At 43.3% G+C, this 21,793-nt stretch carries 20 protein-coding genes; 5 read left to right on the top strand and 15 right to left on the bottom strand.

Annotation, left to right across the window (positions count from 1 at the left end; genetic code table 11):
- The coding region (locus U2718_RS17860; protein WP_411813322.1) for a sensor histidine kinase at positions 1-270 on the top strand (270 nt) is incomplete at its 5' end.
- Positions 267-5,210, top strand: a complete 4,944-nt coding sequence (locus tag U2718_RS17865; RefSeq protein ID WP_342001900.1) for a PAS domain S-box protein — start codon at positions 267-269, stop codon at positions 5,208-5,210. The genes U2718_RS17860 and U2718_RS17865, both read left to right, overlap by 4 nt.
- Positions 5,211-5,280: 70 nt before the next feature.
- Here U2718_RS17865 and U2718_RS17870 read toward each other — a convergent pair whose 3' ends face one another.
- From U2718_RS17870 to U2718_RS17880, 3 genes are all read right to left on the bottom strand, one after another.
- Positions 5,281-5,835 (bottom strand): DUF4126 domain-containing protein, encoded by a 555-nt coding sequence (locus tag U2718_RS17870; protein WP_342001898.1) that lies wholly within the window; start codon positions 5,833-5,835, stop codon positions 5,281-5,283.
- Positions 5,836-6,090: 255 nt separating this feature from the next.
- On the bottom strand, positions 6,091-7,386 hold the full coding sequence (purB, locus tag U2718_RS17875) for an adenylosuccinate lyase (protein WP_342001896.1): 1,296 nt from the start codon (positions 7,384-7,386) through the stop codon (positions 6,091-6,093).
- A 50-nt stretch (positions 7,387-7,436) separates the two neighbouring features.
- Entirely contained in the window at positions 7,437-8,450 is a 1,014-nt protein-coding gene (locus U2718_RS17880) for a YihY/virulence factor BrkB family protein (protein ID WP_342001893.1), read from the bottom strand.
- A 204-nt stretch (positions 8,451-8,654) separates the two neighbouring features.
- Here U2718_RS17880 and U2718_RS17885 point away from each other — a divergent pair, with 204 nt between their 5' ends.
- The gene (locus U2718_RS17885; RefSeq protein ID WP_342001891.1) at positions 8,655-8,894 is read left to right on the top strand and encodes a hypothetical protein; all 240 of its coding nucleotides are present in this window, start codon (positions 8,655-8,657) and stop codon (positions 8,892-8,894) included.
- Positions 8,895-8,969: 75 nt separating this feature from the next.
- Here U2718_RS17885 and cysE read toward each other — a convergent pair whose 3' ends face one another.
- From cysE to nuoF, 8 genes are all read right to left on the bottom strand, one after another.
- Positions 8,970-9,689, bottom strand: a complete 720-nt coding sequence (gene cysE / locus U2718_RS17890; RefSeq protein ID WP_342001889.1) for a serine O-acetyltransferase — start codon at positions 9,687-9,689, stop codon at positions 8,970-8,972.
- Between the two features lie 845 nt (positions 9,690-10,534).
- On the bottom strand, positions 10,535-11,020 hold the full coding sequence (locus U2718_RS17895) for a hypothetical protein (RefSeq protein ID WP_342001887.1): 486 nt from the start codon (positions 11,018-11,020) through the stop codon (positions 10,535-10,537).
- A 303-nt stretch (positions 11,021-11,323) separates the two neighbouring features.
- Positions 11,324-11,944 carry a CP12 domain-containing protein gene (locus U2718_RS17900; RefSeq protein WP_342001886.1) on the bottom strand — a complete coding sequence of 207 codons (621 nt, stop codon included), beginning with the start codon at positions 11,942-11,944 and terminating at the stop codon, positions 11,324-11,326.
- A gap of 255 nt (positions 11,945-12,199) precedes the next feature.
- Positions 12,200-12,640 (bottom strand): hypothetical protein, encoded by a 441-nt coding sequence (locus U2718_RS17905; RefSeq protein ID WP_342001884.1) that lies wholly within the window; start codon positions 12,638-12,640, stop codon positions 12,200-12,202.
- A gap of 239 nt (positions 12,641-12,879) precedes the next feature.
- Positions 12,880-13,425, bottom strand: a complete 546-nt coding sequence (locus U2718_RS17910) for an oxidoreductase (RefSeq protein WP_342001882.1) — start codon at positions 13,423-13,425, stop codon at positions 12,880-12,882.
- 46 nt (positions 13,426-13,471) lie between these two features.
- Positions 13,472-14,188, bottom strand: coding sequence for a bidirectional hydrogenase complex protein HoxU (gene hoxU / locus U2718_RS17915; protein WP_342001880.1), 717 nt, complete (start codon positions 14,186-14,188; stop codon positions 13,472-13,474).
- Between the two features lie 36 nt (positions 14,189-14,224).
- Positions 14,225-15,106: a DUF6920 family protein gene (locus U2718_RS17920; RefSeq protein ID WP_342001878.1), complete on the bottom strand. Its 882-nt coding sequence runs from the start codon at positions 15,104-15,106 to the stop codon at positions 14,225-14,227.
- 68 nt (positions 15,107-15,174) lie between these two features.
- Positions 15,175-16,815 carry an NADH-quinone oxidoreductase subunit NuoF gene (nuoF, locus tag U2718_RS17925; protein WP_342001876.1) on the bottom strand — a complete coding sequence of 547 codons (1,641 nt, stop codon included), beginning with the start codon at positions 16,813-16,815 and terminating at the stop codon, positions 15,175-15,177.
- A 713-nt stretch (positions 16,816-17,528) separates the two neighbouring features.
- Here nuoF and U2718_RS17930 point away from each other — a divergent pair.
- Together U2718_RS17930 and U2718_RS17935 are read left to right on the top strand one after the other, a co-directional pair.
- The gene (locus U2718_RS17930; protein ID WP_342001874.1) at positions 17,529-17,801 is read left to right on the top strand and encodes a hypothetical protein; all 273 of its coding nucleotides are present in this window, start codon (positions 17,529-17,531) and stop codon (positions 17,799-17,801) included.
- Between the two features lie 4 nt (positions 17,802-17,805).
- Positions 17,806-18,054 (top strand): hypothetical protein, encoded by a 249-nt coding sequence (locus U2718_RS17935; RefSeq protein WP_342001872.1) that lies wholly within the window; start codon positions 17,806-17,808, stop codon positions 18,052-18,054.
- 72 nt (positions 18,055-18,126) lie between these two features.
- Here U2718_RS17935 and U2718_RS17940 read toward each other — a convergent pair whose 3' ends face one another.
- The 4 genes from U2718_RS17940 to U2718_RS17955 all read right to left on the bottom strand — a co-directional run bounded on the left by U2718_RS17940 (position 18,127) and on the right by U2718_RS17955 (position 21,719).
- Positions 18,127-18,318 carry a hypothetical protein gene (locus U2718_RS17940; protein ID WP_342001870.1) on the bottom strand — a complete coding sequence of 64 codons (192 nt, stop codon included), beginning with the start codon at positions 18,316-18,318 and terminating at the stop codon, positions 18,127-18,129.
- 88 nt (positions 18,319-18,406) lie between these two features.
- Entirely contained in the window at positions 18,407-18,781 is a 375-nt protein-coding gene (gene psb28, locus U2718_RS17945; protein WP_342001868.1) for a photosystem II reaction center protein Psb28, read from the bottom strand.
- A gap of 164 nt (positions 18,782-18,945) precedes the next feature.
- Positions 18,946-20,493, bottom strand: a complete 1,548-nt coding sequence (locus tag U2718_RS17950) for a serine hydrolase (protein ID WP_342001866.1) — start codon at positions 20,491-20,493, stop codon at positions 18,946-18,948.
- A gap of 422 nt (positions 20,494-20,915) precedes the next feature.
- Positions 20,916-21,719: an RNA methyltransferase gene (locus tag U2718_RS17955; RefSeq protein WP_342001865.1), complete on the bottom strand. Its 804-nt coding sequence runs from the start codon at positions 21,717-21,719 to the stop codon at positions 20,916-20,918.
- Between the last annotated feature and the right edge of the window lie 74 nt (positions 21,720-21,793).

Genomic DNA, 21,793 nt, shown 5'->3' on the forward strand with positions numbered 1-21,793 from the left:
GAAATTACCATTGGCAGCACTGATCGCGAGCATGAAGTGATTTTCTCTGTTCAAGATAATGGCGCTGGGTTCGATATGAAATATCTCGATAAACTGTTCAGTATTTTTCAACGCTTGCACTCCCAAAAGCAGTTTGAAGGGACGGGGGTAGGACTCGCCAATGTCCGGCGCATCATTCATCGGCACGGGGGACGCACTTGGGCAGAGAGAGGGAGCGATCGTGGCGCAACATTCTACTTTTTGTTACCTAAATTCCATCAGGGGGAATGATGTCACTCCGATTTCTCTTGCTTGAAGACAATCCATTGGATGCTGATATGGTTGAAGCCACACTGATGGATGGCGGCATCGAGTCTGAACTGCTCCGAGTGGAAACTCAGGCTGATTTTGTTAGAGCATTAGAAACCGACGAATTTGACCTGATTTTAGCAGATTACTCACTACCCGGTTTTGATGGCATTTCTGCGCTGGAGATTGCCTGCACCCTGCGTCCTGAAGTGCCATTTATTTTCGTCTCTGGCAGTTTGGGAGAGGAATTGGCGATCGAAGCGCTCAAACAAGGAGCAACAGATTATGTGTTCAAGCAACGGTTAGAGCGGCTGGTGCCTTGCGTCCAGCGAGCATTACGGGAAGCCAAAGGACACCGCGAACTCAAACGGGCGGCACTCCTACTGGTAGAGCAGAACAGAGTACTGGAGTTGATCGCATCTGGGCATCCGCTGGATGAATGCCTCAGAGCCGTCTGTGCCTCGGTGTCCAAGCTCAATCCCCGCGCCCGTGCCTGCTTTCTGCTGACCGATGCCCAGAGACGGACGTTTAATAACTCCATCACCCCAGACTTTGCACCGTCGTTTGGACAAGGACTCAAGGATGCCCCGATTAACGATCTCTGTATCGGTACATGCGGCGAGGCAGTCTATCGCGGTCAGCCGATTAGCTGCGCCGACATTGCCAACGATGATCGCTGGTCGCAAGAATGGCGAGACTTATGCGTGGCTCACGGTATTTTAGCGTGTCATTCCAAGCCGATGCTCGGCATAGACGGTCTGCCCCTCGGTTCTCTAATGCTTTGTTTTGACCAGGCACGGCTGCCAACCGAGTGGGAACACCAATTGAGCGAGTTCGGCACCAAAGTTGCCAGCATTGCGTTTGAGCGCGATCGCTCCAATCTTGTCCTGCGTGACTCCGAAGCAAAATACCGCACCTTGTTTGAGTCGATTGATGAAGGCTTCTGCATTTGCGAAATGCTGTTTGATGAGAACGGGGAACCGCAGGATTATCGCTTCCTGGAAGTGAATTCGGTGTTTGCAACGCTAACGGGACTGGAGCAAGCAACAGGTAAAACGGCGCGAGAACTGGTTCCTAATCTCGAAGCTTTTTGGGTTGAGACTTATGGCAGAGTGGTGCAGACGGGTGAAGCGGTTCGATTTGAACAGCAGTCGGTTGTGATGAACCGTTGGTTCGATGTCTATGCCTTTTGCATCGGGGCAGCCCAAAACCATCAGTTCGGCATTTTGTTCACCAACATCAGTGAACGCAAGCAGGCGGAACAGGAACGGGAGCAGTTTCTCGCGGTTGGTTCAGATTTGCAAGTAATCACGGGCAACAATGGGTATTTCCAATGGGTTAGCCCAACGTTTAAGCAAACCCTTGGCTGGACAACCGAGGAAATGACATCCCGCCCCTGGACTGAGTTCGTTCACCCCGGCGACATCAACCCCTCCCTCTCAGAAGCCGCAAATCTGTTTTCCGGTCACGAAACGATTGCGTTTGAGAACCGTTATCGCCACAAAGACGGCTCCTACCGTTGGTTGCTCTGGAAGGCACAGCCGTGTCCAGAAAAACAGGTGATTTACGGGGTTGCCGTTGACATCACTGATCGCAAACAAGCAGAGCAGGCGCTACGAGAAAGTGAAGAACAGCTTCGGCTGGCTTCGGAAGGTGCCAATCTGGGCATGTGGTATTGGGACGCGGAAAAGGACACACTGACTTGGACAGACCAAGCAAAAAGCATGTTTGGCTTACCTGCCGATACTGAAATGTCGATGCAGGTATTCCTGGAAGCAGTGCATCCCGACGATCGCCCGTTCGTTCAAACAATTGTCAGTGAGTTGCAAGTAGGTCAACCCCACACTGAAATTGAATACCGGACGCAATGGGCAGATGGCACCATTCGTTGGATTTTAGCCAGAGGTGATTTTGCCTACAATGGCGATGGAATGCTGATGGCGACACGAGGTGTCTTGATGGACATCACCGATCGCAAACAAATCGAAGCCGAAATTCAGCAGCTTAACCAGCAACTAACTCACCGCCTCAACGAACTGCAAACGCTGTTTGATTTACTGCCCATTGGCGTGGCGATCGCGGAAGACCCAGAATGCAGAGTGATTCGCGCCAATCTCCATCTGTCTGAACTGATCAGACTGCCTGTGAACACAAACGCTTCTCATAGCGCCCTTGCTGATGAACACCCGCTTTATCGCTTATGCCGGGACGGTGAAGAAATCCCCCTTGAAGCCTTGCCCATGCAATATGCCGCCATCCACAATACAGCCGTGCGGGATGAAGTCGTAGATCTGGTACATCCAGACGGTACGCTAGTCAAACTGCTCTGTTATGCCTCGCCGTTATTGGATGAACAGGGCAGAGTGAGAGGTGCGTTAGGGGCATTTGTGGATATTACTCAGCGCGTCCTAGACGAAGACAACCTGCGCCAGAGTGAGGAGAGATTTCGCACCATTGTACAAACCGCCAATGAAGGCGTTTGGTTGATTAGCACCGAAGCACAAACACTCTACGTTAACGATCGCATGGCAGAGATACTCGGCTGTACATCCAAGGAGATATTCGATCGCCCTGTGCTGGAATTCTGCTTTCCCGAAGATATTGCCTCAGCTCAGGAGCGGATTGGTTGCAATTTGCAAGGGAAGAGTGAACAATTCGATTTCCGGTTCCGCCGCCAAGATGGTAGCGAAGTGCTGGTGTTAGCAGGCACCAGTCCGATTCGAGATGGGCAAGGAAACATTATGGGTGCCCTGGGCATGTTCACCGATGTGACAAACCGGAGGCGAGCCGAGGCAGCCCTGCGGGAGAGTATGGCAATCCTCAATACCGTCAACCAGGCAACCCCCACTTTAATCTACGTCAAAGATCGGCAAGGACGGCTGCTGCTGGCAAATCCAGCCACCCTTCGTGCCATTGGCAAGACAGAAGCTGAAATTATCGGCAAAACGGAGATGGATTTCCTCAGCCGAGAGGAGGCCCAGCAGATTGTCGAGAACGATCGCCGCGTCATGCAAACGGGACAGGTGCAAGTGTTTGAGGAAACCGTCGCCTTGCCAGACGGGACGCGCACCTTTCTTTCGACCAAATCGCCTTATCGGGATGAACAGGGGAACATGATCGGACTGATTGGTGTATCAACAGATATTACCGATCGCAGACGAGCAGATGAACGGCTACATCTGCTGTATGAGACAACCCGCGATCTACTCGCTACCGAACAGCCCATGCAGTTGATGAACAACTTGTTTAGCAAACTCTCAAGTCAGCTAGAGTTGCATTCCTACTACAACTACATGGTGGAAGCAAAAGATAACCGCTCGCTGCTGCATCTGAGAAACTATGGGGGCATCTCCGATGAGGCGGCTGAGTCGATCGCCTGGATTGAATTCGGTCAATATCTCTGTGGCGTGGTAGCCCAAGAGCGTCGTCCTTTTATTCTCGATCAAGTGCAAATCATCACCCATCCCAATGCCCAGCTTGTCTGCTCGATGGGTATCACCGCTTATGCTGGTTACCCGTTGATGGCTCAGGGACGGTTACTAGGAACGCTTTCCTTTGCTAGCCTCACCCGGACTCACTTTACTCCAGAAGAAATTGACCTATTGCAATCCACCTGCGAGCAGGTGGCGATCGCCCTGGAGCGGGCAAACCTGATTGCTTCAATCCAGCAACAAGCAGAGCAATTGCAACAAGCCAACCGGATTAAAGATGAATTTCTAGCCGTGCTGTCACACGAGTTGCGATCGCCTCTCAACCCCATCCTCGGTTGGTCAAAGCTACTGCAAAGCGGCAAGCTAGACAAGGCAAGGGCAAAACAAGCTCTGGCAACGATTGAGCGTAATGCTAAGTTGCAAGCTGAACTGATTGAAGACTTGCTCGATGTCTCCCGGATTCTGCGAGGCAAACTCAGCCTGAATGTTTCTTCAGTCGATCTGGTGCCGACAATTCAAGCCGCAATGGAAACAGTACGACTGGCGGCTGAAGCCAAGTCCATTCAAATTCAAGCAAGGTTTGAACCTAATGTCGGGGAAGTTTCAGGCGATCCAAACCGATTACAGCAGGTGATTTGGAATCTCCTCTCAAACGCAATTAAGTTTACACCCCAAGGAGGACGAGTTGAGGTAAAGCTGTCATTGGTCACTAGTCATACCCTACGGGAAGCCGAGGAAAGTGCGTCTACGTCATTTGTAGAAGATGGGCAACCAAAGACTAATAACCAAGGACAAATGACTAATGATAAATTTGCCCAAATCACAGTTACCGACACTGGCAAAGGTATCCACCCCGACTTTCTTCCCTATGTGTTTGACTATTTCCGCCAGGAAGATGGCGCGACAACTCGAAAATTTGGGGGATTGGGGTTAGGGTTGGCAATCGTCCGTCATTTAGTCGAACTCCACGGTGGCACTGTTGATGTAGAGAGTCCAGGTGAAGGACAGGGAGCAACTTTTACGGTGAAACTGCCGCTGATGCCGAATCTACCCCAAACTAATTCGCACAGCCAAGCGTCTGAGCCATTCCTTAATTTGCAGGGTATTAAGGTTTTAGTAGTCGATGATGCTGCCGATACACGGGAGTTTATTGCCTTTTTATTGGAGACGTATGGGGCAAATGTAACCGCCGTTGCCTCAGCTGTCGAAGCCCTCGCTGCTTTAGCTCAGGACAGAGCAGATGTGCTGGTGAGCGATATCGGGATGCCAGACATGGATGGTTATATGCTGATGCGGCAATTGAGAGCCTTACCAACCGAGCAGGGTGGACAGATACCCGCAATCGCCCTGACTGCTTATGCTGGGGAAATAGATTATCAGCAGGCAATGTTAGCAGGCTTTCAAAAGCATATGCCAAAGCCAGTTGATCCAGCTAACCTCGTTGAGGCGATCATTAGCTTAGTTGGCGTAATGGCAGAAGTTGTATCATGAAGTGCCACGCCCAGATGCAAAGTTTCAATTTTATTTTTGGTTCAAGAACTTGTCCTCAGCTTCCGTAAAACTACCCCTTCCTCCGCTGAGAATGCCGTTTATAGCAACGATACCAGTATTTACCACTACCGACTGCGAACCACAGCATAATTAAAGCTATTAATCCTCCTTGTCGGGGAGCATCAAAGGCAAAAAATACTAATGCAATGCACAGTGTATCTTGAACACAAGTTGCCCACAGAGGTAAACCTCGTAAGCGAAAGAACCAGCCAATTTGAACAAGTTGAAGTACTAAAGCGAGCATACCCCCAATCAAGGCAATTAGCCAACTGGGAGTTGCAGTTGCTGAAGCTACGGCAACTCCCATAATTGCTCCAACAAGCGGGGAAAATAACAGTTGTATGATTTGTAAGACTCGTTGCCCAATTAATTTTTTGGAAGCAAATAGCTCAAAAAATGACCAACTAGTTAGAATTCCTAGTAAGACGGGTGAGGAAATATGAGATAAAATTGGCACTTGTGACCAAAGATTGCCGCCCTGTAATAGTCCAATAAAGAGTAAGGGTAAAGCTATTCTGATTCCGGCGGCGGCTGAAGCAGAAAGTGCGGCTAGGAGTTCAATCATTTCACCTAGAGCGCTAATCTATAACTAAGGGTTTGTTGATGTAAACATACCCTCGTGTGCTAAATTTTTATCAACAAATTGAATTTTATATAAAGTTTTACATTAATCATCAGTATTTTTAAGGTTAAGTAATGCTCGTTATTCTAAGACGAAGATGGGGAAGAAAATTTTTTGTTCTTCCCCCACTTTACTAATTTTGGATTGGCTATTCCAGAGTTTTGAAACCAGACTCCCGCGTAACAATTTGGTAACTTCCTAAATTTCCAGCCTTTGGTAAATTTGTTCTAAATGCTGTAGATGATGCTGTGGATCAAAACACGCTTCAATTTCTGCTGGTGAAAGTTTTGTGGTGACACGTGAGTCTTTGCTAATCAAATCATGGAAATTTCCATCTGGCTTGTTCCAAGCTTGGTGAGCATTTTCTTGCACAATCTTATATGCTTCCTCACGCGTCATTCCCTTTTCAACCAATGTCAGTAGTACTCTTTGGCTAAACACGACACCGCCATAGACATTCATATTTCGCGTCATGTTCTCAGGATAAACCAGCAGGTTCTTCACCAATTCAGTTATTTCCTTAACCATAAAGTGCATCAAAATGCAAGTATCAGGTAAAACTACCCGTTCGACGGAACTGTGGGAAATATCCCGTTCGTGCCAGAGAGCGACATTTTCCAAAGCAGCGATCGCATGGCTTCTAATAATTCTTGCCATGCCCGTTAAGCGTTCCGAACGGATGGGGTTGCGCTTGTGCGGCATGGCTGAAGAACCTTTTTGTCCTTTAGCGAAGAATTCTTCAACTTCTAAAACATCAGTTTTTTGGAGGTTGCGGATTTCGACAGCAAAACGTTCTATAGAAGCAGCAACTAAAGCTAATTGTTGGACAAAGTCGGCATGAAGATCGCGCGAAATTACTTGTGTTGATGCCGTATCGGGCTTGAGTCCAAGTTTTTCGCAGGCGATCGCTTCCACACGCGGCTCAATATTGGCATAAGTCCCTACCGCACCAGAAATTTTGCCAACAGCAATGGTTTTGCGTAGAATTTGCAAGCGTTCTTGGTGACGCAATACTTCTGCTAACCACCCAGCTAACTTAAAGCCAAAAGTGATTGGCTCGGCATGGATGCCGTGTGAACGTCCAATCATCACCGTGTAGCGATGTTCCTTTGCCTTTTGACGGATTGCATCAATCAAATCTTGCAGGCGTTGCAACAATATATCTAAACTGCTGACTAGTTGCAGTGCCAAAGCTGTATCTAAGACATCTGAACTGGTTAAACCCAGGTGAATATAGCGCCCAGCCTCACCCACATATTCGTTAACATTTGTCAAAAAGGCAATCACATCGTGGCGGACTTCAGCTTCAATTTCCAGTACCCTTTGCGGATCGAAATTTGCCTTTGCCTTGATTTCTTCAACCGCCTCGGCTGGAATGTAACCTAATTCCGCCTGCGCCTCACAAACGGCAATTTCTACTTCTAACCAGGTTTTGAATTTATATGCTTCCGTCCAAAGATTGCCCATTTCGGGCAAGGTATAACGCTCAATCACAGTCCGCCACAGATTACAACCGTCATATTGTACAGTTAGTGGTTGTGAAGTTAACGATTTTTTCTCATCCTTTTTAAGCGTTTGGAATGGGGAAAACGCGAAAAGAGAGTGCTTACCCAGTTAGAGTCAGATTTTTTAGTACTGGATTTTTGATTTTTAGGTTTTAAACCTTGTTGGTTGCGATCGCTCTCACTGATAGGAACCGCATAATCAGCCGGAACAATACGAGAACCATACCTTCGTGAGTAAACCTGGGTAAATTCTGCACCAAAAAACAAGATTTGGGCGGCATAGTTAACCCAAACTAGAATCACTACTATCGAACCAGCAGCACCATAGGTAGAGCCAAAAGTAGCATTACCCAAATAATGTCCCAGTGCATACCTGCCCAAGGAGAACAATAGTGAGGTAATCGCAGCTCCTATTAAAACATCTTTCCAAGTAATTTTGACATCTGGCAAGACTTTGAAAATCAGTCCGAATAGCACTGTGGTAATAGCAAAACTGATGATGAAGTTGACAATCTGCCAGAGGAAATCAACACCTGGTAGTAAGTTTTGAAAGTAACCAATTATCGCTGCCAATACCGTACTAACTACCAAGGATACCAAGAGTAAAAAGCCAATAGCCAATACCATCGCGAACGATAAAAAGCGCTGGCGAACCATATTTTTCATCGCCTTTCCTGGTTTTGGCTGCACTTCCCAAATCGTATTTAGGGCATCTTGTAACTCGGTAAATAGACCTGTCGCACCAAATAATAGAACAACAATACTGATGAGTGAGGCGATAGTTCCTGCTTGAGGTCGATTAGCATTATCAATTGCATTTTGGATAACTTTAGCACCTTCCGGCCCAATTAAACCTTGAAGTTGGTTAAAAATTGCATTAGTTGCTGCTGCTTCTCCAAATACTGCACCAGCTACCGCAATGACAATAATCAGTAATGGGGCAATGGAAAAAATAGTGTAATAAGATAACGCTGCGGCTAACCGCGACGCTTTATCTTTCTGCCATTCACTAAATGTTTCTTGGAACAACCCCCAAATCACTTTCAATTTCATTACTTCCTCTCTATAAGCAGGATGTTTATTGCCTCCAGAGTTAATAAATACTAAATTTGCTGGATATCCCACATCTTCCTTAAGGTGTTTACATACTCATATTTCAGGCAGAATTACTGGCATGAGTAGCGATCGCTCCAACGGGTGTTGCTATATTTTCAGTAAAATTGGCGACAAAAACCTTATCAGGGAATACAATCAGGTATGGCTTTTTATGTGGTTCTTTTGAAAGATAGTGAAGATGATAAAAAAGTAGTTTACTACTTTGGATCTAGTGAAGAAAAACTTGGTCGTCTAGAATTGAATAAACTTAGCGGTGAAGTTAAAGAAATAGAACCAGCCCCAACTAATAATTCTTCAGCTTTGTTTGTCAGAGCCTCAGCCAAAATTTACCAACATTGGCAACACAGAAACTTTCCTGAAAAAAGTTGTTGGGCATCCTAAGAGGAAAATTAATCAGCTGTTCAGTATTCTATAAATTCCCGATCCCCAGTCACCATTACTCAATCCCTATCCCCTCTAAATTCCTGCTCCATCTAGAAACTCTTCAATTACTAAATCACTGTCGGATTTAACTTCGTTGCCTACACATACATCAGTAGTAGACAGATGTAAGTTAGTTTCCAACTGCTCCATTTGTTTTTCTAGTTCCTTTACCCGCTCAAATAAAGCTCGGATCGCTTCCGCTTCTACATCACGCAGCTGGTTGTGAGCCAAAACATCGGCTTTTAATTTGTCTTGACGAGTGATACGTCCGGGAATTCCAACTACAGTAGTATTGCTGGGTACATCGCGCAGCACCACAGAACCCGCCCCGATACGGACGTTATCCCCAATTTGAATATTGCCCAATACCTTTGCACCTGCTCCCACAACTACGTTGCTACCTAGAGTGGGGTGACGTTTGCCGTTTTCTTTTCCTGTGCCGCCTAAGGTGACACCTTGATAGATCAAAGCGCGATCGCCCACAATCGCCGTTTCCCCAATCACCACTCCCATCCCATGATCGATAAATACACCCTTGCCAATTTTTGCTCCTGGGTGAATTTCGATGCCAGTGAAAAACCGACTGATCTGAGAAATCAAGCGCGGGATAAAAGGTATTTCCCTTTTGTACAGCCAATGTGCTATTCGATGGAACATCAGGGCTTGAAGTCCAGGGTAGCAGAATAAGACTTCCACCCAGTTACGGGCAGCAGGATCGCGCTCGTAAATTGTTCGCAAATCAGTTAGCAGCATACTCAACTCAAATGATGATTTTTGGCAAGGCTACAGTTTTCGGAAGTTCCCCATGACGTTGAAATCGGATCTATTCAGGTAAATACCATTTTTTGGATATAGATCTTGGAACCTAAACCCGTTTCTTCACAGGGAATTATTTATAAATCTACGGTAAACCGATAGTTTTATAGATTTTAGGTGATTAGTGGGATGCTATCACATTTACTAATCAGAAAAAAGTTCATACTTCGCAAAAGACAAAAAAGTAATCGATTAGCCGTAGTATAAGTTTCCTCTGGCAATGAGTGAGATTACTAAAAAGCAACCCAGATTAGAGTCTTGTTTAGAATAAATTTTGACTAGTCTGCCGTGCAGGTTTGATGCAGAGTCAGCACGGATTTTTGCAGTTAGATTCCTCAAGTTTTAGGCAGTGAGTCAATACAGATGAAGCCGATCATATGAACTCAATCAGTTCCATTCAAGACTTAATTGGAGTGAAAACACCACAGGAAGCTGACTGGATCTGCTTCTAAAAGAAATTTTTAGCAGACTCTATTTCTAGCGATTGGATGCCCCTACAGATCATAATCTCATTTTAACTAACAGGAGAGTTTTATAATCAGAACTTAGGCACAAGTTATGGAATCATAAACCGCACAGAAGCCAGTGCGCCCTTGCGGGTTAAGAGACTTGTAGCAACTGGCGCAACGCTGAGGGCATAGATTCAAGAGGATTTGAGAGAGATTTTGCATAAATCCTAAGAATGTATTAGGGCAAGACTAAAAAAGTTTGTATAGAAGAACGATTGAGAGCGGTAGGCACAAAATAAAGCATCTACCGCTTAACTAAGTTATTGATCTGCATTATTTACGTACATATGCCATAGCAAATTGCTCTGCAAACAGTTCTAATTGCTCTGGGCTGAAGGCATTGAGATACTTAGGCGCGATCGCAGGAGTCAGAAATTCCAGCATCAGGCGGTTTTCAACCCAAAATTCGATAACATCGAATATGCCCTCACGGTTACACGGCAATACTCGCCATCCTTCCCGCGCGCCAATTTGTTCAATTTCCTCTAAGCTGCTAGGAACAGAAATTGCTGCATGAACGGGTGTGTAATGAGAAGGATGCTCATTAATTTGGCATCCTGCTTGTCCTTGCCATGCATCTGGGATGAGTTCCGCACCCAAGGGGTAAAGTTCAATTAATGAACCGAATTCATCTCCTACGAGTACCATGTAACTATCGAGAACGGGAGGAAAAGGAAGGGCTTTACCGTGCAAAATTTCTGCTAACACATGAGCGACGTGTTGAGGATTTTGAACTGCAATTGAAATATGGTGAATCATACTTGTTTATTCTCTCTTCAGAGAAGTGTGTGTTGCTTTGTAGTTGTTACCTACAATCCAACTATCTTCAGTTTCGGATTTAATGTGTGATTCACTAGACAATATTTCCATCTTTGACAAGACAGCAACTTAGTTGACAGTAGCCAAGGTGCTTTCAACCTAAGAAAGCCAGCCTTCAGATGGAGTGGCTTTTATCTCCAAGAGCTTAACCCGAACTCAGGCTACTTATTAGGTTTTAATCTCAAAATCGCTTGCTAGAATATTCCCTCTTATTACTCCTACTGATGTAATTTATTGAGGAGCTTACCCACTGCACCAGCAGTCATAGATTTGTTTTGCCTCTGGATATTCATCGCAATATTCTTCAAAAGCTGTTCTATCTAGTTTTTCTGCTCGTTGATGAGCGATTTCGGCTTGTAATTCCTCAATAACATCCCAAGCCGCAGCACATTCTTCCGAGCGAATACCTTTTTGAGTGCAAACTTCGCGAGCTTTTCTAATTTCGTCTTGGAGTTGTTGCTCAAGCAGAATTGTTCGGGGTTGCTCAAGAAAAGTACTATTTGCCAGAATATCAGCTAGTGAAACTATACCTAGTAGTTCATTCTGAATTACAGGTGCTCTCTGGATATGATGATCAGCAAATAAGCGCGCTACGTATTCTAAACCTAGATCGGGGTTGACAACGATACAAGGTTTGGTCATTATCTCGTAAACACGCACTCTATTTGGATCTTTGCCATAAGCAATTACTTTATAGACAATATCACTCTCGCTAACAATGCCATAAGCATCCTGTTGGTGGCGACGATCCACAATTAATGCTTTCCAGTTTCTAGCCCTCATAAGTCTAACAGCTTCAGCAACCGTTGCTGCACTGCGAATTGTGGCAACATCTTTAGTCATAATGTCTGCGGCTTTCAGCATAGTCAATCTCCCTATCTTTGTAAATTTGAGAAGTAAAGGGTGCTCATAAGTAGAAGGAGGGCAAAAGTTTTTTATTTGTATTGGTGTAGGCAATTCGTGAAGGCTACTGAGCTAATGTTTAAAAGCAATTAACGATGAGGTAACAAATGTTTTTGTTGATAAGTGATGTAGACTTGCGATAGTTTAATTAGAAGAAATTTATCAATTCAGAAAGCAAGCTGAAGTAGAAAATTTACGTGAAAACTAAGAATGAGTTTAAATAAATATTTCTTGCCCTTTATTGCAATTATTTGGCAGCTTCATCCATTGAAAGGCAACTAGATTTAATAACAAGCCAAGCAGAAACAAAAGTAACATTAAGGTAATTTGATACCAGATAATTGGCTGAACAAATAAATCCAAAATAACGTGCAATAAATTCATGGCGCTATAGAATACTGTTAAGCCAAAATGAATTACTCGATAACGTTTTGAATCAGCAAAAGCAGCAGTAGTGATTGCTAGCATTGGTAATACAAAAAAGCCTAGCATTAACCACATAATTCCAGAAATATCATTAATATTTGTGGATTTATGAGATTCAACAATAGGTAAACCGTGGAAAAGTGGCATCAATCCCAGTTGGGTGTGAAACAGTGTTCCTAGCAAAAAAGTTACCCAAAGAGCAATAATTTTTTCTCGATAATTAATTGTCATAATCGCTCTCCCATTCCTTTTTCAAGACAGACATCCATGTGATTTGATCGCATAACAAATCGGTGAATACCTCTTTTCTCTAGTTCCTAGCCTCTAGTCGTCCCTATCCCCTATTTTCAAGTCAGTCAATCACGGAAAAATAGCCCACAACAAGGTGATGAAAATCTCTTTCCCTGTACCCTGTCCCCTGTCCCCTATTTTCAAGACAGGTTCTCAACTTCCTCCTCAAAGAGAAAGATTTAACCAAATTTAATGAACTCACGTCCTTCTAATTGTGGAATTTCTCCGCGTAAGAGTGACTCTAATACTGCTTGAATTCGAGTGGCTGAGGGCGGGCAACCTGGTAGATAAATATCAACTGGTACTGCTGCATGAACTGGAGTAACTCGATCTAGTAACTGCGGCACAATGCCAGGCTCTTGAGGAATCTGCCCGTGGATATCTGCGGTTTCAATGTAACAACGTTGTAGAACGGGTTCGGCACTGCCTAAAGGATTACGTAAAGCAGTAACATTGCCAGTGACAGCACAATCGCCAAAGGAAACAAGCAGGCGCGATCGCTCTCTTACAGTCTGGATCGTTTCTAGATGTTCTTCGTTGGCGATCGCTCCCTCTACTAACACCACATCTACTCCTTGTGGATATTTTTTAATATCCATGAACGGACTGTAAACTAAATCTACCTGTGCTGCCAATTCAAATAGCCATTCGTCTAAATCGAGAAAGGACATATGACAGCCAGAACAACCACCGAGCCATACTGTTGCTAATTTCAAACGAGTCATAGGATTTTGGATTAAGAATTTAAAAAACTTTCCTTCTGCCTTATACTTAAAAGTTCCATTGCTGTTTTTCTCTTGCGGTGACAAGAAAGTCGAGTTTGGCGCGATCATGTTTCATTTCGCCTACACTCGAACCTTTGGAGAAAATTGCACCTGTAGGACAAGCATTAACGCATTTGCCGCAGGAAGTACAAGTTTGTGAGGTTCCCCAAGGTTGATTCAAGTCGGTAATTACGTGAGAATTTGTACCTCTACCTGCCATATCCCAGGTATGAGCGCCTTCGATTTCGTCACAAACACGGATACAGCGTGTACAAAGGACACAACGGTTATGATCAACACCAAAGCGATTGTGGGAAACATCAACTTTGCGATCGCTGAAGTGGTATTCTAAGCGCACATGATCCATACCCATTTCAATCGCTAAGTCTTGCAATTCGCAATTGCCATTTGCCACGCACACCGAGCAAATGTGATTACCTTCTGCAAACAGCATTTCTACAATGGTGCGGCGATATTTCTGTAGCCGATCACTTTTAGTCTTGACTTCCATGCCTTCAGCAACTTTTGTGACACAAGCAGGTTGTAATTTACTGCTATCAGCAATTTCTACTAAGCAAAGGCGACAAGCTCCAACTTCCGTAACTCCTTCTAAATAGCACAGTGTAGGAATATGAATTCCTGAATTTTGTGCTGCTTCAAGTAGAGTTTCATCCTCACGAGCGCTGATTAATTGGTCATCAATTGTTAAAGTTTTTACTGTCATTGCTATTTACTCAAACTGAAAAACGCTGTTGCAATCCTATTGTTTTAAGGGTGAGCTCCCTTCTACCTCTTGCCCTCTGTCTTCTGCCTCCTTAAAAAACTCTGCCCGCTCAATCTTGCCACGGAAGAATTCTAAGTAACTGTCTGTACCAAACCACCAACCTAAGCTTATTTGAGAAGGTATTGTAAATCCTGCGAATGTTTGTTCTTGCTGTACTTCTCCTCCAAAGGGGATGTATGTGAAACTACCATCATCTGTGTGTTCTCCCCAACGCGGGAAAGAAATCTTCTGTACTTTGCCTTCAGAATCTATAACTAATGTGAGTGTTACAGGTTCACCATCAATTTTCAGACTAGCTTGGATTGTCCTCTCATCAATTGCTTGCCAACTGACACCGTGTTGAGGCAATAAGACAGAGGGCAGCCAGAGTAATTCTCCAGCGAATCGTCCAATACTGGAGCGCTTAACATCAGGATTGTGGGCATTGACTAACGGAATTAGCCCCCCAAGGGAGAATTGCATTCGTCCCGATTTGTTGGCATAATAATCTGCCCCGATAAATTGAAATAAACCATGACCGATCGCTGCTTTCCAAACAAATCCTTTGGCTGAGATAATTTCTTGAGCTCGCATTGGTATCCAGGGTTTATCCCGTTCCATCCTAAAACTGCCGCTCATTTCCAAGCTTACAGAAGTGGCAAGGGGAGTGCCTGGGGCAATGGCATGGAAAAAGTAGCGCCTGGCGGGAGGAGGTAATTCTGCAATCATGCCCTCAGTAAAACGAGTTTCTGCGGGTGCAGTTAAGAGCAATCGCCAAATTCTGTTAACTTCTTGTTCATTTCTGAGTTGCAAAATTACCAGAATGAGTAAAGCGATCGCTAGCAATAAACCGATACTGAAAAAAACTTTTGCAAACATTGCCCTTACCCCTGTTATAGTTTCAGTATTTGCTTGCTCAATCGAATGCGATCACATTTGAAAGCTAATCAAGGCGATCGTGTAGGAATAGAAACAAAATTTGCTTTTTTAATCAACGCCAAATACTCTTCTCGGAAATAACGCAAGGTGCTAAACACTGGATTCGGTGCAGATTGCCCTAATCCACACAAACTAGTGTTTTTTACCATTTCACACAGTTCTTCCAAAAGTTCTAAATCGGCAACAGATGCCTTACCTTCCCGAATTTTGGTTAATAACCGATATAGTTGCACTGTACCCACTCGACAAGGAATGCACTTGCCGCAGGATTCATCCATACAAAATTCCATGAAAAACTTGGCAACATCTACCATGTTGGTACTTTGATCCATGACAATCATGCCGCCGGAACCCATCATCGAACCCAGTGCAGTTAAGGATTCGTAGTCTACCGATGTATCAAAAGCTGAGGCAGGGATACATCCTCCTGAAGGGCCACCAGTTTGCACAGCTTTGGCTTTTCCTCCATCAGGGACACCACCACCTAATTCTTCTACTATTAGATGTAGTGTAGTTCCCATTGGTACTTCTATTAATCCTGTGTTGTATATTTTACCTGCAAGTGCAAAAACTTTTGTACCTTTGCTTTTTTCTGTGCCGATACTAGCAAACCACTCAGCACCCTTACGAATAATTGGTGAGATATTGGCAAAGGTTTCAACATTGTTAATTAGGGTGGGATATGCCCATAAACCAGACTCGGCAGGATAAGGTGGGCGGGGGTGAGGTGTACCGCGTTTACCTTCAATTGATGCCATCAGAGCGGTTTCTTCACCACAAACATAAGCCCCTGCACCAATGCGGATATCAATTTTAAAATCGAAGGGAGACTCAAAGATTTGACTTCCCAATAAGCCTAAGCGTTGCGCTTGACGAATCGCAGTTTGCAGGCGACTGATAGCGATGGGGTATTCTGCTCTGACATAGATATAGCCTTGAGTTGCACCCACCGCATAGGCAGCGATCGCCATTCCCTCCAGTACGCGATGAGGATCACTTTCTAAAACGCTGCGATCCATAAATGCTCCTGGATCGCCTTCGTCGGCGTTGCAGATCACAAACTTGCGTTCTCCTTTGGCTTTCGCAACCGTCGCCCATTTCACTCCAGTGGGATAACCAGCACCACCCCTTCCCCGCAAACCACTGCGGTTAATGGTATCCACTACCTCAACCGGACTCATCTCCCGCAGCACATGGTAAAGTGCTTGATAGCCTCCAGCTGCAATATAAGATTCGATGCGATCGGGATTAACTTTACCGCTGTTTTCTAAGACTATTGGCAATTGTTTCGCAAAAAATGGATGTGTTAAATCTCCTTGCTGAACATTTGTCTGTTTCCCATTGAGAGCAGCGATGATTTCAGGTGCATTCTCTGGGGTAACTTTTTGGTAGAGTTTGCCCAAACTTTCTGGTTCATTTTGTTTTGCTACATGAACTAAAGCTCCTTGACAACACAAGCGCATACAACCCACACCGCAAACTTGTACCTGGTTCTCTAAACCAGATGCTTTGACTGCTTCCTCAAGCCGTTTGTTCACTGCTTCGGAATTAGCAGACAGGCAACTAGCAGCAAGACAACAGCGAATTTGTACTGGTTTTTGAGACTGGCGTTCTTGCTCTGCTATCTCTTGTAGCTCAGTCAAATCCATCTTCTACCTGCCTCCTGTGCCATAACTGATTTGGCTCCATCTTTGAGGTTAAGAGAAAAATTTGAGGAACTTGTGAGGAAAAGTATTTGTATACAAGAGCCTTCAATAATATTTTTTCATGAACTATGTAATATGCCTGACTTTTTAAATAGGTTGCAGTTCTGTTATTAAAAGTTATTTATGTAAAAGCGACTGGAACTTAAATTTTTTACTCAAGGTTTTTATTAATTTCACTTACTAACTACAAATTTTAATCTCTAAGTTAAAAATCTTATGAAAATTACATTGATCTTCAGAATATAATCCTTTTCTGAAAAACTAGATTTTATATTATCACTCACCACGGTAACTAATGTATAAATTTTAGTAATTTATCTAATTGTTTTTCTCTTTGTTGAAAGTTTTTTCTCATAAAATTACTTCAAATCTATAATAATTAGACATTCAAAATTATGTTGTATAAAGGTTGCATATGCATTTACAATAAGATAATTATTTGGAATTATTAATATCAGAGATAATGTCAGGATTTTCTAAAACTATAGAGGGTTTCATACGTAGTGAATAATTAGCAAACTATAAACAAATCTAAGCTATTATTGCTGATTTCAGCACATTTAAATTATTTAATTGCCAATAATCAGTTTTTTTACTTTCTTGATTGAGGCTAATTAAACTTAGCATTAATTTGAATTATAATCTAAATTATAATTATGCTGCAAACTTTTTTTTATTACTTAGCTATCATATTTTATCTAGTAATGGCTTACTGTTACTTTACTGTGTGGCTCGATTTCTTTTTACAAGATGAAGAAATGAACTTAGTACAACGCTCTTTTTCCGGTGCAATTTTGGTAATAGGTAGTATTTTATGGCCTATAGTAATTCCTTTTGCTTATTTGGAGTTATTAAACTTTAATAAACAACACAAAAAAACTATTGATATATTAATCAATAAGTCTAATTCCAAAATTCGCGATCGCTAACTTAGTGCAACAGAATCTCTGCAAATATTTAGTACAGCGTTGCATAAAAGTTGTATATAACTTTACGATAAGTTATTTTTCTGGAATTCTCAATAATACAGGATCTCGGCGCGATCCTGTGTTGTTCCAAGATACTATTCGCCAGTGGTATATCACCACTGGCTTTCTTTATTGCATGGCAGGCGATCGCTTGATTTTTCACCGCCTGTTTTCTTCATACAATGAAAAAGTGGCACTTCTATGTGTCGAGTGAAGCGATGATAATTCACATAGATGAGACAACAGCGAAAGTTGACTGCTCCCCTGGCTAAAAGCCGAGGGGATTCTAAAAGGATGCTACGCAACGGGCTGAAGCCACGAAGCTCGCCTTTCTTTTAGCTGTCACCCAGATATAGATCCGGGTGGGATGAGTCAAAACACCCCTAGACACTCCACTTAAATCTAGTCCAAGTGTTATACTTACTTTACGGATGATGTTAGCAGCACCATTGCAATCTGCATTAACGTACCAGTTCATTACCGTCCTGAACAATCCACGCTTAACTCTACGACCAATGTGATCGCCAAATCAGACTAAACATCCAAATCAAAATCTGAAGGGCATTTTATGGTTGCGATTCTCCATACGCCATATCATTTGCCTCGGCGTAACGATGCATAAATCGCATAAATCTGTCCCAATAGTCATCCTGTTCTATTTCAAATTTGCACTCGACACGCTGTAATTCATCACCTTCTGCACCCCCAAACACAAATTGCACAGAAGAAGGAGTGACGTTAATTTCACCTTCTTCATCAGTTAAACGCATAGAATTTAAGGATTGTTTCGTGAAGCTGTTTAATCCTTCTATGGCTTTTAATTGATTAAAAATCATTAAGACACTACGATTGCCAGAAGTGCGACCGCGTCGTAAGCTGACATTGCTCAGTTGTTCGTCAATGCCAGCAAAAAATTGGATCGAGGGTGTAATAGATGCCATCAGCAATTCAAGATTTCAAATTCAAATTTCAAAACGTCATTTGTCCTTTGTCATCAGTCATTGGTAAGGGTTCTAGGCGCGTTTACTTTTCATAATATAGTTATGTTTATTTTCACTTGTCCATTTAGCTATTAGCTATGACCCATCCAAAACAAGCAGTATTATTATCTTTGATAAGGATAATAATACTGCTGAGGAGTCATCATTGGTGGAGACTGATAATTATTGTTAAGAGGAGGCATGGTGCTGCCCATATTATTTGGTAAAGACGGATTTAGAACTGGAGACTGATACGTATTTGGTGGCAGCGTGCTTGTTGGTGTGACTGTAGGTGCCATGACAGGAGATTGATAACCAGTTGTAGGCATGGGAGCAACTTGAGTTAATTGTTGGTAAGCAGTACGAGAAATAGAGCTAATTAATTTCTCAGCACGCGGATCGTTGTTAGGGCGCTTCACCATGACTGCAACTATGTAGCGCTTGTTCGTAGGCAAATCAACTAAACCCGCATCTGCAAGCATAGTACCAATATCCCCAGTTTTGTGGGCAATTGTTGCGCCTTGTCCCAAACCAGTTGGCAAAAGGTGGTTTCTGACTGTTTTGCGCATAATATCAAGGATGCGATCGCGTGAAATCATGCCTACTAAATTGCCTTGATTTACCATCGCCATCAAATTTCCCAATTCTTTGGGGCTAGTCGTGTTAGTACCTTGCAAATCGGGAAGTGGGTTGCGAATGGTTGTGGTTGTCAAACCCCAACTACGAAAACGCTGATTTAAAGCTTCAATACCACCCATACGGGTTATTAGCATATTTGTTGCCGTATTGTCGCTAATTGTCATCATCTTCGTTGCAACTTCCAGCGCTGTGAACTGAGTTCCCGCTGGTTTGAATTGCATATCTCCAGAGCCACCTACAACCATTTCCTTTTGCATTGTTAGTGATTCATCTAGGCGAATTTTGCCACTATCCACATCTTGGAAAAAAGCAACAAGAATTGGAATTTTAATAGTGCTGGCGGCGGGAAAACTTGAGGAGGCGCTCACATCTACATAACCACCATTATCCAAATCCACTACAAAAACCCCTGGCGTCAGATTTGGATTGCTAGCTACTAAACTTTGGATCGCTGTTTTTAATGGAGTAATTTCCTGTGATAACGATAAGCCAGAAACTGCTGCTGTAGGAGTTGGATTTGGCTGTGTTTGCATTTGCCTGGGATTATTTGATGTTCCCTGTGTCGAAGTACGGGTAGCAGGATCTAAAATTGACAAGACTGTTCCCACGATCGCGCCGATACCAACTCCCACAATTAATAACCGTAAAGCATACAGAATAGTTCTTGCCATAGGCTTTAGCCGTGTTTTTCGGGATGAGCCGATTTTTTTGAGCGGTGCTTGCTTGCGCATCCCTAAAGTTTTTACTTTTACGTTACTAGGTTTTAAGGGAGGTATTTGCTTGTGTGCCTTTGGGCTGGGTTTGATTGTTGCTGGCACTATTACCCCCGGTCGTGCTTTTGCGGCATTAGCATTAGTAAGGGGACGATTAGCTTCTGGGCGCATTTGTACGGCTTTACCTTGAGAGGTAGACTGCTGCTGACTAGATACTTTTACTTGTTGACGCCCCGACTTTTGCCCTTTACGGGGACGTTGGCGCTGTTCTTTGGCGGGTTGACGCCGCGATAAACCTGTTATGAAGGTTTTGGTTTGCATACAATTTTATAGAGGTGATATAAACTACACAATATAGCAATTACTTTTGAGGCTTTATTCAGGTGGGTGAAAATATATTTTTGTTAATTTCTAAAGGTTTTTGAAAGCAAAAGCCAACTTGTATTTCTATATTTTTTCACTATAATTTCTCCTTAAATATGCTGCTAATAAAGTATATACAAACACACTTAATTTGGTAAGACTTGAGCTTGAATTACTAAAAAAGAACTTAGCTATCAGGATTTCGGAAAAGGAAGTTACAACTCAGAATATTCTAGATTCTGAATTCCGTGTTCTGTATTCTTTGTTCTGACTACATTTTTATTGTGTATCCTTTTGTGCTTTTGGTTTAGATTTTGTGTTTAGTTTAAGCCATACTAAAAAGATTTGGGAGGGTAGGTGCGTACATGGTAAGCGATTAATTATGAATTTTCATGATCGCTTTTGTTCTTTAATGCCCATTCTACCTGTCGCAAAATTCCTCGTAACATAGAAATTTCTCTAGTTTGTAATTGAGCACGATTATAAAGTTGGCGAAATTTTTCCATACGGCTAGCTGCTGTATGGGGATAAAGATATCCAATCTTTAGCAGTAGAGATTCTAATTGCTGGTAGTATGCCTCCACAACATCCAAAGGTGCGAGATCGGAATCAGACGCAGTGCGAACAGACGCGAAGAAATTATCAAAAATATTCCCCGTGTCCCCACCTCCCCGCGTCCCCGCGTCCTCTTCATTCCCCATGTCTCCTTTTGCTAGTTCATAGCAGCAAATAGCAACAGCAGTAGCCAAATTTAGTGATGAATAGCTGGAACTAGTGGGAATGCGAACAAAGCGTTGGGCATAATTTAATTCTTGATTAGTTAATCCGCTGTCTTCTCTACCAAAAATCAGAGCTGCGGGTTGCCCTATTTCTTCTAATAACCAGGGGAGTGCGGTACAGGGGTTTTCCAATGGTGCTTCCCAATGATGGGTGATACCAGTTGTAGCGATCGCTCGCCTGCATCCTTGCAATGCTTCTGGCAATGTTGCTACTAATACGGCTGATTCTAAAATATCCCAGGCATGCACTGCCATTTTTTTTGCTTCAATCCCTAAAAAATCGCATTGAGGATTAACTAACACCAACTGATTGAATCCAAAATTTTTCATTACCCGTACAACAGATCCTACATTTAAAGGACCTGCTGGCTCTACTAAAATAATTTTCACCCCACTTATTGCCATATACCATCTCTCCAGTTGTACTACCTCTGTCGTCTATGCCCCATTTTCACAGACAATAACCCATCGATTGATAG

This window comes from Chlorogloeopsis sp. ULAP02, assembly GCF_038404745.2.
GTDB lineage: Bacteria > Cyanobacteriota > Cyanobacteriia > Cyanobacteriales > Nostocaceae > Chlorogloeopsis.